The organism is Haloprofundus salinisoli (genome assembly GCF_020097815.1).
GTDB classification, from domain to species: Archaea; Halobacteriota; Halobacteria; order Halobacteriales; family Haloferacaceae; genus Haloprofundus; species Haloprofundus salinisoli.
On record NZ_CP083663.1, the window covers coordinates 2,987,826 to 3,001,192 of the forward strand.

Sequence of the window (13,367 nt, forward strand, 5' to 3'; positions counted from 1 at the left end):
CGCAGCCTTCCACCGGAAGTTCGGAATGGTACGGATAACTCTGCGTTGGACTCGCCGAGAACATGGTAGATGAAGGCGCGGACGTACCACGTCGTCTGTCGTGACTGCCGAACCGAACATCTCACCGCGAGTGAGTTCGCAGCGTCGGAACTGTCGGCCGAACATAACGCTCGCCTCGGTCATCGAGTCACCTTTCGACAAATTGCGTAATCCTTTCGGTCTCCCCTTCGACGGAACGATATGAACGACCCCGAAGCACGCGAACACCTCGTCGTCGACGTCGCGCACGAAGGTGGCGAACTTGCGCTCGATTCGTTCCGACAGGACCTCACCGTCGAAACGAAGGCAGGACCGCTGGACGCTGTCACGGCAGCCGACCGAAACGTGCAACGCCACATCGTCGAACGGATCACCGAGCGGTTCCCCGACGACGACATCGTCGGCGAGGAAGACGACGCGGCAAAAGACGTCCCCGAAAACGGTCTCGCGTGGGTCATCGACCCGATCGACGGAACGAACAACTACGTCGCCGGAGACAGGCGATGGGCAACGAGCGTCGCCCTCGTCGAAGACGGCGAACCGCGTACTGCCGCGAACTATCTCCCGGCGATTGGAGAAAGCTATGTCTCAACGGGCGACGAGACGACGCGAGACGGCGACCCGGTACGCGTTAGTGAAACGTCCGCATCGGAGACGTTCGTCATCGACCCTATCTTCGGGTTGAGTCGTCCCGAGCGTCGAGCGCTCGCCCGCGTCGCGGAGAGAATCGTCACGGAGTTCGGCGACTTGCGACGCGTCGGGAGCGGTCAAACGACGCTATCGATGGTCGCCAACGGCGAGCTAGACGCCGCGGTGTCGACGGTCGAACTCTCGCCGTGGGACACGATCGCGGGCGTGTTTCTCGTCCGACAAGCGGGAGGAACCGTCACCGACCCCTCGGGCGACCGGTGGAGACACGATTCACAGGGGCTGATAGCCTCCAACGGAGCCGCTCACGACGAACTCGTCGGGGCGTTCGGAACGCTCGAAATGGAATAGAACCGAACTCAGCGGGTCGTTACGAGGAGAGCTGCGAAATCAGCGATTCGAGCGAGGACTTCTCCTGGACGCCGACGACTCGTTCGGCAGCCTCGCCGTTCGCGTAGAACTCCAGCGTCGGAACGCTCCGAACGCCCGCGGACTGAGCGAGTTGCTGGTGCTCGTCGATATCGAGTTTGGCGACGACGGCGTCCGTTTCGGCGGCCAACTCTTCGAGCGTCGGTTCGAGCATCTTGCACGGGCCGCACCAGTCGGCGTAGTAGTCGACGATGACGACGTCGTTTTCGACGACGAGCGATTCGAGGTGGCTCTGATCCTCGACGTAGACCGGCTTCTCTGCACTCTCTGGTGTACTCATCACCTCTGGTTAGTCGGCCATCGCTGATAAGCGTTGAGCAGTTTGTCTCCGAGTTCGCAATACCGGTCACGTCACCGAGTATCGGAGCAGCACGCCGTCGTCGATGCGTTCGACGGATTCGAGCGAGAGCGCCGGGAACTCGTCGACGAACCCGTCGCCGTCGGCGAGCGTCGGCGCGTCGCGGCCGCCGATTATCTTCGACCCGACGTAGACGGAGAGTTCGTCGACGAGTGCGGCCTCGAACAGCGAGAAGATGAGTTCGCCGCCGCCTTCGACCATCAGTCGGTCGACGCCCTCGGCTTCGAGTCTGTCGAACGCGGCCGAGAGGTCGACTCTGTCGTCGCCGGCGACGACGATAGTCGCACCGTGGGCACGCAGGTCGTCAAGACGCTCTTTCGGCGCGGCCTCGGTGACGAGCAGGTAAGTCAGCGCGTCGTCGTCGAGAATCCGGGCGTCTAGGGGCGTCCGCCCGCGCGAGTCGGCGACGACGCGAGCGGGATTCTCGGACCGACCGCTCTCGCGGCGCTCGGTTCGGCGGCGTCCGGCGTCGAGGACGAGGTGCGGGTCGTCGGCGAGCACCGTTCCGACGCCGACCATGACGGCGTCGCTCTCGGCGCGGAGGCGGTCGACGCGGTCGAAATCGTCTTCGCCGCTGATGACGACCTGTTCGCGCCGCCGCGAGGAGAGTTTGCCGTCGGCGCTCGTCGCCGCGTTGACCACCACGTGCATGTCTCGGGAGTCGACGGCCCACGGGATGCGCCTTTCGATGCCCGCCTCGTCGCTCACGCCGGGGCCGTCAGAGTTCGGACGCTCGAATCTCAGCAAAACACTAAGTATCGTCTCCGAGAACCGTTTACAATGCCACCACGCGTCCTCATGTTGGGTTGGGGTTTTCCACCGAACGTCGCCGGCGGGTTGGACACACACGTCGGCGCGTTGTTCGACGGTCTCGACGAGACCGACATCGAAATCGAACTGATGCTTCCGGCGGAGTACGCCCCGGAGGGTCGCGAGAACATCGTCGGCGTGCCGACGGGCGACGGCGATATCGTCACCAGAATCGGCCGCATCAGCAAGCGCTTCGCCGAGCGCGCACCCGAGTTCGACATCGTCCACACCCACGACTGGTTCGGCTACGGTCCGGCCTCGCGTGCGAAACAGCAGGCCGACGTGACGTGGGTGACGACGTTCCACTCGCTCTCGTCGGACCGCAACATCGACCCGCCGCAGCGGGAACTGGAAACCGAGCGCCGTGTCACCGACCGCTCGGACCACCTGCTGTCGGTGAGTCATCTCCTCGCTCGTAACCTGAAGGAGGAGTACGGCGGCGAGTCTGCGGTCATACACAACGGCTTCTCGACGCCGAAGACGACCGGCCGCGACTACAAGGAGGAGTTGGGAATCGAGGGGCCGATGCTCTTGTACGTCGGCCGCCACACCGACCAGAAAGGTATCGCCCACCTGTTGTACGCTATCAAGAAGCTCCGCGACCCCGAGGTGACGCTCGTCGTCGGCGGGAAGGGCCACCTGAGCGACCAACTGAAGCGGTTCGCCCAGTTGCTCGGCATCGAAGAACAGGTGAACTTCGTCGGCTACGTCCCCGAGGAGGCGCTCGGCGACTACTACGCCTCCGCGGACGTGTTCGTCTCGCCGTCGCTCGCCGAACCGTTCGGCATCACCATCACCGAGGCGCTGGAGGTGGGAACTCACGTCGTCGCCACCGAGTGCGGCGTCGCCGAGATACTGCCCGACGACTGTCTCGTCGAAGTCGAACCCGACTCGGACTCCATCGCCGACGGCATCGAGGAGGCGCTCTCGCGCGACGAACCGCCGCAGTACGAGCGCCGCGGCTGGGACGAAGTCGTCGAGGAGACGGCAGAGTATTACCGGAGCATCGTCTGACCGTTCCGGACCGGAGCCGAGGCGCTTCAGTCCGTGCCGCGGTAGAGTTCGACGTGCGTGACGGGTTCGGGATGCAGAATTCGCAGTCCGTCGGCGGTCAGCGAGACGCCCTTCTTCTTCGGCGCACTGCTTCGTTGGTAGGGACTGTCGGCGCTGCTCTGATAGGGGCTGTCGCCGTCCGCGCCGCTCTGAGACGGACTGTCGGCGGAACTCTGGTAGGGGCTGTCGCGCGACTGGTAGGGGCTGTCGTTCTGCCGCGATCGGTTGAAACCTTCGGGTGGGAGGTAGATACGCTCTCCCGACTCCGAGCGAACGACGACGGCGATGGCCCGGTCGCCGACCACGTCGATGGTCGTGTCACCGTCCTCGTCGACCCGCGTCTCGAACGTGAACTCGTCCATAGCGCACACTCTCGGCGACGTCACTTAGGCGTTTGTCCGCGCTTCGAGCGACGGCTGTCGACGACCACGACCCCCCAAGCGACGGCTGACGACGACCCACCCCGCGCCCGCGCGTGCAACGGTTTTTAACACAGCGGGTCGAAACCCCCTTCGATGCAAGTAGACGACCATGCCGAGGAGCTCGCCTCCGCTCTCGGCGTCGACAAAGAGGAGGTCACACGCGACTTGGAGAATCTGCTGCAGTACAGCGTCCCCATCGAGGAAGCCAAGCAGAGCGTGCGCCGAAAGCACGGCGGCGGCAGCGGCGGCGGCACGACCCCCACCTCGAAAAGCGTCGCCGACGTCACCCCCGAGGACGGGAGCGTCACCGTCACGGCGAAAGTGCTCACCGTCGGTACGCGCTCGATTCGCTACCAGGGACAGGACCAGACGATTCGAGAGGGCGAACTCGCCGACGAGTCCGGCAAGATATCGTACACGGCGTGGACCGACTTCGGGTTCGAGGCGGGCGACACCGTCACCATCGGCAACGCGAACGTCCGCGAGTGGGACGGGCGACCCGAACTGAACCTCGGCGAGAGCAGCAGCGTCGCCGTGGCCTCCGAGTCGATCTCGACCGACTACGAGGTCGGCGGCGACGCCACCCTCTTGGCGCTCGAACCCGGCGATCGCGGCCGCAACGTCGAAGTCCAGGTGCTCGAAGTCGAAAACCGGACTATCGACGGCCGCGACGGCGAGACAGAGATTCTCTCGGGCGTTCTCGCCGACGAGACGGCCCGACTGCCGTTCACCGACTGGAACCCGCGCGAGGAGGTTGTCGAAGGGGCGAACCTCCGCATCGAAGACGTGTACATCCGCGAGTTCCGCGGCGTACCCTCGGTCAATCTCTCGGAGTTCACCTCCGCCACCGAACTCGCCGACCCCGTCGAGGTCAGAGACGCCGCCCCGCGCCTTCCCATCGGCGAAGCCGTCGACGCCGGCGGGATGTTCGACGTCGAACTCGTCGGCAACGTCATCGCCGTCCGCGACGGCTCCGGCCTCATCGAACGCTGCCCCGAGTGCGGACGCGTCGTCCAGAACGGCCAGTGCCGCAGCCACGGGAACGTCGACGGCGAGGACGACCTGCGCGTGAAGGCAATTCTCGACGACGGCACCGCCACCGTCACCGTTGTCCTCGACGCCGAGGAGACGAGCGAAGTGTACGGCGGCGGCATCGAGGACGCCAAACAAGCGGCCCGCGACGCGATGGACAAGGAGGTCGTCGCCGACGATATCCGCGAGAAACTCGTCGGCCTCGAACACCGCGTCCGCGGTAACCTCTCGGTCGACGAGTACGGCGCGAACCTCGACGCCAGCGAGTTCGAGGCGACCGACGACGACCCGGCCGAACGCGCCCGGACGCTGCTGTCGGACATCTCGGCCGCGGACTCGTCTGCGGCGGACGGGGAGGTGGCGCGATGAGCGCCGACGCGCCGGGGCAGCGCGAGGTCGCCTACCGCCTGTTCGCCGCCGAGTACGACGACGCGTCGCTGTCGTACTCCGAGAGCGACGAGGAGCGCGCGCCGAACTACGTCGTCACCCCGACGGGTGCGCGGGTCAACCGCCTGTTCGCCGTCGGCGTGCTGACCGAAGTCGAGCAGGTCAACGAGGACGTGCTCCGCGGGCGCGTCGCCGATCCCACGGGCGCGTTCGTCACCTACGCCGGTCAGTACCAACCGGAGGCGATGGCTTTCATCGACCGGACGACGCCGCCGGCGTTCGTCGCGCTGACCGGCAAGGCACGTACCTTCGAGCCGGAGGACTCCGACCGCGTCTACACCTCGGTCCGCCCCGAGAGCGTCAACGCCGTCGACGCCGACACCCGCGACCGGTGGGTCGTCTCGACGGCCGAGGCGACGCTTCGCCGCGTCGCCGCCTTCGACGCGGCGCTCGCCGACGACCGACGCGGCGAAGACCTCGAACGAGCGCTACTCACCGCCGGCGTCGACGAGACGCTCGCCGCGGGCATCCCGCGTGCCATCGACCACTACGGCACGACGACGGCGTACCTCGAAGCGATTCGACGGCTGGCCGTCGACGCGCTGGCAGTCGTCGCCGGCGACCGAGACGAGGTCCGTCCGCTGACCGTCGGTCCCGCGGAGGGCGACCCGACGGAACTCGGCCCGCTCCCGGCGGGCGTGGAGCGTCCCGATCTCTCGGGCGTCGCCGTCGGGGAGGCCGTCGAAACGTCCGAAGCCGGCGAAGTCACCGAAGCCACCGAAGCTACCGAATCCGAGAGCGCCGGGTCTACGGAACCATCGGAGACCGTCGAGGCAACCGCCGGAACCGAGTCGGGTACCGAAACCACCACTGGTACCGAAACCACCACCGGTACCGAGCCCGAGCCCGCCTCGACCGAGGCGACCCAACCGACCGAGACGACCGAGACGACCGAAACGTCCGAAACGTCCGAACCCGCCGCCGAGGAGTCGACCGCCGCAGCGTCCACGGAGACGATGGTCGAATCCAGCGAATCGGCGACTGACACCGCCGCCGAGCCCGCCGAGGCGGTCGCTCCCGACAGACAGGAGACGACCGCCGCGTCGACGGAGGCCGAATCGGCCGCGACCGACTCCGAGCCGGCGGAACCCGCCGATACCGAATCCGAGACGTCCGAGGCCGACAGCTCGGGCGGGCTCGGTGACTTCGACGACACGTCGAGCGACTTCGACCGACCGACCGACGAGACCGAATCGACTGAACCGACCGACGAATCCGCCGAAGACGGCCCCGGCGACTTCGACGACGGGATGTACGAACTCGACGAGGAGGAGCGTCAAGAGGTCGAAGAGGAGTTCGGCACCGAGTTCACGAGCGGCGCGGAGGTCGACGAACCAGGCGACGCCGACATCGACGTGCCGACCGGCGAGGAAAGTGCGGCAGAACCCGTCGCCGCGGAGACGAGCGCCGCCGGTTCGACCGAGTCGGTCGTCGACGAGACGGCCGAGGAGGCGGACGACATCGCCGCCGAACCCGCGGAAGCCGCCGCTCCGGAGACGGACGACGTGTCCACCGACGCCGACGACACGGGCGACGAAGCCGACGAGACGAGCGAGCCGCTGGACGAAGCGGACCTCAAAGCCGCGGCCGTCGACGCTATGTCCGAGTTAGACGACGGCGACGGGGCGGACCGCGAGCGAGTCGTTGCCGCCGTCGTCGACGAGCACGGCGCGGACCCCGGCAACGTCGAGGACGCGATTCAGGACGCGCTGATGAGCGGCCAGTGTTACGAGCCCGCCGACGGGAAGCTGAAAGCCATCTGATGGCGCGACCCGCGGTCGAACCCGTGCCGGGCGAACCGGCGGCGACCGCCGACCTCGGCGACGAACGCGCGCTCGTCGTCGCCGACTACCACGCCGGCATCGAGGCCGGGTTGCGCTACGAGCGCGGCGTCGAACTCGCGAGCAACGCCGACGCTCGCCGCGAGCGACTGCTGTCGCTTCTCGACCGCACCGAGGCAGACAGCGTCGTCGTCCTCGGCGACATCGGCCACCGCATCGGCGACCCGAAGGGCGAGGAGCGCGAGGAACTGGAGGCGCTGTTCGACGCGCTCGCCGCCCGCGACGCGCCGCTGACGCTCGTCACCGGCAACCACGACGGCGGCGTCGCCGACGCCTTCGAAGACCGAATCGAGGCGACGCCCGGCGACGGGGTGCGGATGGGGAACGTCGGCTTCCTCCACGGGCACACGTGGCCGAATCGAGAGGTACTCGGCGCAGGGACCATCTGCATGGGCCACGAGCACGTCACCGTGAAACTGCAGGACTCCGTGGGCGGCGGGCGCGTCGAACCCGCGTGGCTCCGCGGACCACTCCGCCGCGAGGTGTTCGCCGAGCATCTCGGCGTCGAAGACGACGACTCCGAGAGGTTCGAGTGGGCCGACCCGGAACTCGTCGTCTTCCCAGTGTTCAACGAGCGCTCCGGCGGAACGTGGGTGAACGTCGAGGGACAGGAGTTCCTCTCGCCGTTTCTGCCCCAGGCGCTGGAGTCGGGGGAGTTGTACCTGCTGGACGGGACGCGGTTGGGCGACTACCGGTCGGTGTGAGTCGGGAGGCGAACTCGAACGATTCGCCCCGAGCTGACGCCGATTTTTCGAACCCGTATTCCTCACAAGCGTAGGCCTTAACCCCCTCGCGCCGCTAATTTGGCCAATGTCTGAGTCGGAGGCCGCGACGGGGATTCGGGCCTTCACCGCGCTCGGCGACGCCGTGCGCGAGGCCCTCTCCGAACGCGGCTTCACCACGCCGACGGAGCCGCAGCGCCGGGCGATTCCGCCGCTCGCCGCCGGGAAGAACGCGCTCGTCATCGCGCCCACCGGGACTGGTAAGACCGAGACGGCGATGCTCCCCGTCTTCGATTCGATCGTCGAGCGCGACGAGAAACCGTTCGGTATCTCCGCGCTGTACATCACGCCGTTGCGGGCGCTCAACCGCGACATGCGCGAGCGACTCGACTGGTGGGGCGAGACGCTGGACCTCGACATCCAAGTCCGCCACGGCGACACGACGCAGTACCAACGCGGCAAGCAAGCCGACGACCCGCCGGACGTACTGGTGACGACGCCGGAGACGCTGCAGGCGATGCTGACGGGCAAGAAGCTCCGAAAGGCGCTTTCGGACGTCGAACACGTCGTCGTCGACGAGGTGCACGAACTCGCTTCGTCGAAACGCGGTGCGCAGTTGACTGTCGGCCTCGAACGCCTCCGCGAGGTCGCGGGACCGTTTCAGCGAATCGGCCTGTCGGCGACCGTCGGTTCGCCCGAGGAGGTCGCCAAGTTCCTCGTCGGCGTCGGGCCGGCGACGGAACCCGGCGACCGCGACTTCGAGATCGTCGAAGTCGACGTGGGGAGCAACGTCGAGTTCGCGGTGACGCATCCGGAGGTGACGTCTGACGACGAGCGTCTGGCGGGAAAACTCGCCACTGACACCGAAATCGCGAGCCACGTTCGGACGATTCTAGAGCTTGTCCGCGAGCACGAGTCGACGCTCGTCTTCGTCAACACCCGCCAGACCGCGGAAGCGCTCGGTTCGCGGTTCAAGACGCTCGGCGCGAACATCGGCGTCCACCACGGATCGCTCTCGAAGGAGGCGCGAATCGACATCGAAGACCGGTTCAAAGCCGGCGAAATTGATGGGCTTATCTGCACCTCGTCGATGGAACTCGGCATCGACGTGGGTCGCGTCGACCACGTCGTCCAGTACGGGAGCCCCCGAGAAGTCGCCCGCCTGCTCCAGCGCGTCGGCCGGGCGGGCCACCGCCGCGACGCCGTCTCCCGCGGCACCATCGTCACCAGCGACCCCGACGACACGTTCGAGGCGCTGGCCATCGCCCGCCGCGCCGTCGCCGGCGAGGTCGAACCCGCCGAGATTCACCACGGCAGTCTCGACGTGCTGGCGAACCAGATAGTGGGAGTCGTGATGGACACCGGCGAGGTAAGCGCCCGCGGCGCGTACGAACTCGTCCGGCGGGCGTACCCCTTTCGCGACGTGGAAGAAGAGCAGTTCCGCCAGGTCGTCCGCGAGCTCTCGGGCAACCACCTCCTGTGGGTCGACGAGGAGAAGGACCTCCTGGAGAAGTCCGGCGGGACGTGGCAGTACTTCTACGCGAACCTCTCGATGATTCCCGACCAGGAGACGTACGAGGTCCACGACATGAGCTCCCGCAAGCAGATCGGGACGCTCGACGAGCGGTTCGTCGTCAACTTCGCGCAACCCGGTGAGGTGTTCATCCAGCGCGGCGAGATGTGGCGCATCAACGACATCGACGACGAGGAGGCGCGGGTGAACGTCGCCCCCATCGAGAACCCGGCGGGCGAGGTGCCGTCGTGGACCGGCCGCGAGATTCCGGTGCCGATGGCCGTCGCCCAGGAGGTCGGCGAGATGCGAAACGTCGCCGGCCCGCAGTTCGAGTCCGGCGCGTCCGTCGAGTCGGTCGCCCGCGACTTCCTCGCGCGGTACCCGACCGACGACTACACCGTGACCGAGGCGATGACGCTGCTCGACCGCCACGCGGAGACGGGCGAACCGATGCCGACGGCCGACCGAATCGTCGTCGAGGGACAGGGTCGGACCGTCGTCGTCAACGCCTGCTTCGGCCACCAGGTCAACGAGACGCTCGGGCGACTGCTGTCGGCGCTCGTCGGCCAGCGAACCGGGTCGTCGGTCGGTATGGAGGTCAACCCGTATCGCATCGAGTTCGAGGTCCCGCCGAAAGTCCGCGCCCCGGACTTCGTCGAGGTGCTGGAATCGACCGACCCCGACCACGTCGAGGGGCTCCTCGAACTCGCGTTGAAGAACTCCGACGGGCTCAAGTTCACACTCGCGCAGGTCGCCTCGAAGTTCGGCGCGCTCAAGCGCTACCAGGGCAACAACCGCTTCGGCGCCGACCGCCTGCTCGCGGCGCTAGAGGACACCCCCGTCTACGACGAGGCGGTCAGAGAAGTGTTCCACCGCGATTTGGACGTGCCGAACACCGTTGCAGTGCTGCGCCGCATCGAGTCGGGCGATATCGAACTCGCCGTCGCCCGCGAACGCACGCCCATCGGCGTCGCCGGGCGGTCGAGCGGCCGCGAGTTCCTCGTCCCCGAGAACGCCGACGCGAGCGTCATCGAGGCGATTCGAGAGCGCATCCGGAACGACCGCGTCATCCTGTTCTGTCTGCACTGCACCGACTGGACGCGCAAGACGAAGGTGCGACGCGTCGCCGAGCAACCCGAGTGTCCGAACTGCGGGTCGACGCGCATCGCCTCGCTGAACCCGTGGGCCGACGAGGTGGTGAAGGCGGTGCGGGCGACGGACAAGGACGACGAACAGGAGAAGATGACGCGACGGGCGTACAAGTCGGCGAATCTCGTCCAGAGTCACGGGAAACGCGCCGTCGTCGCCATGGCCGCCCGCGGCGTCGGCCCGCACAACGCCGCGCGCATTATCGCCAAACTCCGCGAGGACGAGGACGACTTCTACCGCGACATTCTCGCCCAAGAACGCCAGTACGCCCGAACGCAGTCGTTCTGGGACTGACGGCGGGAGAGACGTGCGCCGCTCCGGCGCTTTCGTTCTCCGGCGAGGGGTCGCGCCACTACGTCCAGTCTTCGAGCACCGGTTCGACCGCCGCCGACAGCGACTGGAAGTCCTTCATCGTGATGCCGTCGGTGGTGATGAACACACCGGTGTCTTCGGTGGTGATGCGGACGAGGAAGCCGTTGTCGAAGACGCGAATCGTGTAGCGGTACTCGCCCAACTCGGAGTTGTGGTAGGCGTCCTGCGTCGTCTTGAAGTCGTGCCACTCGTTGCCGATGAAGGAGCTCAGGTCGGCGTCCTGCTCCAGGTCGCTTCGGAGATACACTTGCTCGTAGTCGAACCGACTGAAGTACGTCACCGACCGCAAACTGTCGCCCACCGCCGTTCGACAGGTGGTCGTGAGTCTCTCTCGCGCTTTCTCGGTGAGCAAGCCGTCACTCATACCCCCCTCTGTGAGAGCCACTCACAAATAAGCGACGACGGACGAAACCGGCCGAACCGCCCGCGGGAGTCGGTACCGAGTCTCGTCACGGATTTATTACAAATGTGGGTGTGTGACGAGCTGTGACGGACCACAATTCGACGCGCGCGTCGGACGCCGGCGGAGTAGACGACGGATCACTGGCCGCCGAATCGGTCGACGCCGACCCGCTCGGCCGCGCGATGCTCGACTACCGACGGGGCGGACTGCGCGGCGTCTGCGAGTACGTCGACGGCGCAGAGCGGACGGACGCTCGCATCGCCGAACACTACTTCACGCCACCGGCGGCGTGGTCTTCGGAGTGGAAGTCGCTACTCGACTCGCTCGACGGGCCGGTTCTCGACGTCGGGTGCGGTGCCGGACAGCACGCGCTGTTCCTCCAGGACGACCGCGAGGTCGTCGCCGTCGACGTCAGTCCCGGTGCGGTCGAGGCCGTCCGCGAAGGCGGCGTCGACGACGCTCGCCTGATGGACATGTTCGCGCTCGACTTCTCTCGGAACCGGTTCCGGTCGGCGCTGGTCAACGGTACGCAGCTCGGCATCGCGGGGTCGTTCGCGGGCGTCCGCGAGTTTCTGTCGGACCTCGCAGCCGTCACCGACGAGTCGGGCGTCGCCGTCGTCGACAGCTACGACCCGACCTGTCTCGACGCCGAGTCGTTCTTCGGCCACCGACCGGACCCTCGAAGCGGCGTCGCCCGCCGGGCGTTCCACGTCGAGTACTGCAGAGGCGACGATGGCGCAACTGCACGCGAAGTCGGTCGAACGGTGGTGTTTCTGTTGTTCTCACCCGACCGACTCGCCGACGCCGTCGTCGGTACACGGTGGCGCGTCGACGACGTCCTCCGAGACGACGATAAAGCCTACTACAGAGCGGTTCTCGAAGCGATGTGACCGACCCGCAGTATGTCGATTCACGGCCAGAAATCTAAAACATCTTGACGGTGAATCCTTCGGTCAATGGGGGACCGACTTCACAGTATAGACACGTTGCGCGCTGTCGCCATGTTCTTCATCGTCGTCGCGCACGTCGACCCGTTTCGCGGCTTCGGGGCGCACGGCAACTACGTCTACTTCGCACTGGATACGCTCGGCCAGTTCGACGTTCCGTTCTTCTTTGCGGCCTCCGGCTACTTTCTCGCTCGGTCGCTGACTCCCGACGACGCGAGGGCGTACGTGAGCGGCGCGTTTCGAAAGGTGGGTTCGCTGTACCTGTTCGGAATACTGCTCTACCTCGCGGCGACGACCGTCGTCGCCCTACTGCAGGGTGCCGACGTCATCAACGCCTTGCTCACGCGCCGACTCGACGACCCCTCGCTACTGGGCTTTCTCTACTACGGAGACACCATCGGCGTCCCGCTGTGGTTCCTGACGGCGCTGTTTTTCTCGATCTGCTTCGTCACCCTCTTCGTCAAGTTCGAGAAGACCCGCTACTTGCTCCCTGTCGCCGCACTCTTGCACGTCGTCGGACTGGTGGGAACGAACTTGCAGCCGCTCGTCGAGGTTCCGTTCGAGACGCGCGACGCCCTCTTCTTCGGCTTCTTCTACGTCGCGCTCGGCTACCGACTCAGAACGAGCAACTGGTCGCCGAGCGAGGACCGGAGCCGCCTGTATCTCGGCGCGATATGTCTCGTGGTGGCGCTTCAACTCGCCGAACAGTACGCCGTCGGCTATCTCCTCCGTGACACTACGCTCGCACAGGGAATCGTCACGACGGAGTACACGCTCTCGACGGTTTTCTTCGTCGTCGCCCTCTTCGCGTACGCCCTCTCGAACCCCGACTGGGGGAAGAACACGGTGCTGCCGAGCGTGGGCCGCCACGCCGTCGGCATCTACCTGGTCCACATCCCGGTGTACCGAATCATCGTGACGGCGAACGAACTCTGGGGACCGGCGGTCGGCGTCGACTTCTCGACGACGGTCCTCTGGCAGGTGACCATCACCCCGCTCGTGTACGTGGTCTCGCTGGCCGTCTATCTCCTCATGGCGAAGGCGGGCGTCATCGAACTCGGCGGGAGTCACTTCCCGTGGTTCGCCCGTCTCCGCACGCAGGTCGCGTCGGCCGTCTCGACCCGAGATTCGGAGACGAACTGAGTAGGCCGAGTCAGGACACACCGTAACTGCGACGGTGAC

At 66.5% G+C, this 13,367-nt stretch carries 12 protein-coding genes; 8 read left to right on the forward strand and 4 right to left on the reverse strand.

The window, feature by feature from the left end; all coding sequences use genetic code 11:
* Positions 1 to 240: 240 nt before the first annotated feature.
* Positions 241 to 1,038 carry an inositol monophosphatase family protein gene (locus LAQ73_RS15645; RefSeq protein ID WP_224269187.1) on the forward strand — a complete coding sequence of 266 codons (798 nt, stop codon included), beginning with the start codon at positions 241 to 243 and terminating at the stop codon, positions 1,036 to 1,038.
* Positions 1,039 to 1,057: 19 nt separating this feature from the next.
* Here the strand turns inward: LAQ73_RS15645 and trxA are convergent, their stop codons facing one another.
* Together trxA and LAQ73_RS15655 are read right to left on the reverse strand one after the other, a co-directional pair.
* Positions 1,058 to 1,396, reverse strand: a complete 339-nt coding sequence (gene trxA / locus LAQ73_RS15650) for a thioredoxin (protein WP_224269188.1) — start codon at positions 1,394 to 1,396, stop codon at positions 1,058 to 1,060.
* Positions 1,397 to 1,462: 66 nt separating this feature from the next.
* Positions 1,463 to 2,125 carry a 2,5-diamino-6-(ribosylamino)-4(3H)-pyrimidinone 5'-phosphate reductase gene (locus LAQ73_RS15655; protein ID WP_224270778.1) on the reverse strand — a complete coding sequence of 221 codons (663 nt, stop codon included), beginning with the start codon at positions 2,123 to 2,125 and terminating at the stop codon, positions 1,463 to 1,465.
* 147 nt (positions 2,126 to 2,272) lie between these two features.
* Between LAQ73_RS15655 and LAQ73_RS15660 the strand changes: the two genes are divergently transcribed.
* Entirely contained in the window at positions 2,273 to 3,298 is a 1,026-nt protein-coding gene (locus LAQ73_RS15660; protein ID WP_224270779.1) for a glycosyltransferase family 4 protein, read from the forward strand.
* A 26-nt stretch (positions 3,299 to 3,324) separates the two neighbouring features.
* On the opposite strand, the gene LAQ73_RS15665 is transcribed toward LAQ73_RS15660, so the two are convergent.
* Complete coding sequence (locus tag LAQ73_RS15665; RefSeq protein WP_224269189.1) at positions 3,325 to 3,699, reverse strand: DUF7510 family protein; 375 nt, start codon at positions 3,697 to 3,699, stop codon at positions 3,325 to 3,327.
* Positions 3,700 to 3,852: 153 nt separating this feature from the next.
* Between LAQ73_RS15665 and LAQ73_RS15670 the strand changes: the two genes are divergently transcribed.
* The 4 genes from LAQ73_RS15670 (at position 3,853) to LAQ73_RS15685 (ending at position 10,757) form a co-directional block, all read left to right on the forward strand.
* The gene (locus tag LAQ73_RS15670) at positions 3,853 to 5,160 is read left to right on the forward strand and encodes a Single-stranded DNA binding protein (RefSeq protein ID WP_224269190.1); all 1,308 of its coding nucleotides are present in this window, start codon (positions 3,853 to 3,855) and stop codon (positions 5,158 to 5,160) included.
* The gene (locus tag LAQ73_RS15675) at positions 5,157 to 7,001 is read left to right on the forward strand and encodes a hypothetical protein (protein ID WP_224269191.1); all 1,845 of its coding nucleotides are present in this window, start codon (positions 5,157 to 5,159) and stop codon (positions 6,999 to 7,001) included. Before LAQ73_RS15670 ends, LAQ73_RS15675 begins: the two co-directional genes overlap by 4 nt.
* Positions 7,001 to 7,783: a metallophosphoesterase gene (locus tag LAQ73_RS15680; protein WP_224269192.1), complete on the forward strand. Its 783-nt coding sequence runs from the start codon at positions 7,001 to 7,003 to the stop codon at positions 7,781 to 7,783. The genes LAQ73_RS15675 and LAQ73_RS15680 overlap by 1 nt, the downstream gene beginning before the upstream one ends.
* A gap of 106 nt (positions 7,784 to 7,889) precedes the next feature.
* Positions 7,890 to 10,757, forward strand: a complete 2,868-nt coding sequence (locus LAQ73_RS15685; RefSeq protein WP_224269193.1) for a DEAD/DEAH box helicase — start codon at positions 7,890 to 7,892, stop codon at positions 10,755 to 10,757.
* Between the two features lie 58 nt (positions 10,758 to 10,815).
* Here LAQ73_RS15685 and LAQ73_RS15690 read toward each other — a convergent pair whose 3' ends face one another.
* The gene (locus LAQ73_RS15690) at positions 10,816 to 11,199 is read right to left on the reverse strand and encodes a DUF7522 family protein (RefSeq protein ID WP_224269194.1); all 384 of its coding nucleotides are present in this window, start codon (positions 11,197 to 11,199) and stop codon (positions 10,816 to 10,818) included.
* A gap of 122 nt (positions 11,200 to 11,321) precedes the next feature.
* Between LAQ73_RS15690 and LAQ73_RS15695 the strand changes: the two genes are divergently transcribed.
* Positions 11,322 to 12,128: a class I SAM-dependent methyltransferase gene (locus tag LAQ73_RS15695; protein WP_224269195.1), complete on the forward strand. Its 807-nt coding sequence runs from the start codon at positions 11,322 to 11,324 to the stop codon at positions 12,126 to 12,128.
* Between the two features lie 66 nt (positions 12,129 to 12,194).
* A complete protein-coding gene (locus tag LAQ73_RS15700) occupies positions 12,195 to 13,328 on the forward strand; it encodes an acyltransferase (RefSeq protein ID WP_224269196.1) in 1,134 nt (377 codons plus the stop codon).
* Positions 13,329 to 13,367 lie beyond the last annotated feature (39 nt).

Bases quoted from the DNA above. Each gene is read 5' to 3' on its own strand.
- LAQ73_RS15690 (WP_224269194.1), bottom strand. From the start codon at position 11,199: ATGAGTGACGGCTTGCTCACCGAGAAAGCGCGAGAGAGACTCACGACC.
- LAQ73_RS15680 (WP_224269192.1), top strand. From the start codon at position 7,001: ATGGCGCGACCCGCGGTCGAACCCGTGCCGGGCGAACCGGCGGCGACC.
- LAQ73_RS15665 (WP_224269189.1), bottom strand. From the start codon at position 3,699: ATGGACGAGTTCACGTTCGAGACGCGGGTCGACGAGGACGGTGACACG.
- trxA (WP_224269188.1), bottom strand. From the start codon at position 1,396: ATGAGTACACCAGAGAGTGCAGAGAAGCCGGTCTACGTCGAGGATCAG.
- LAQ73_RS15685 (WP_224269193.1), top strand. From the start codon at position 7,890: ATGTCTGAGTCGGAGGCCGCGACGGGGATTCGGGCCTTCACCGCGCTC.
- LAQ73_RS15700 (WP_224269196.1), top strand. From the start codon at position 12,195: ATGGGGGACCGACTTCACAGTATAGACACGTTGCGCGCTGTCGCCATG.
- LAQ73_RS15660 (WP_224270779.1), top strand. From the start codon at position 2,273: ATGTTGGGTTGGGGTTTTCCACCGAACGTCGCCGGCGGGTTGGACACA.
- LAQ73_RS15655 (WP_224270778.1), bottom strand. From the start codon at position 2,125: ATGCACGTGGTGGTCAACGCGGCGACGAGCGCCGACGGCAAACTCTCC.
- LAQ73_RS15675 (WP_224269191.1), top strand. From the start codon at position 5,157: ATGAGCGCCGACGCGCCGGGGCAGCGCGAGGTCGCCTACCGCCTGTTC.
- LAQ73_RS15670 (WP_224269190.1), top strand. From the start codon at position 3,853: ATGCAAGTAGACGACCATGCCGAGGAGCTCGCCTCCGCTCTCGGCGTC.
- LAQ73_RS15645 (WP_224269187.1), top strand. From the start codon at position 241: ATGAACGACCCCGAAGCACGCGAACACCTCGTCGTCGACGTCGCGCAC.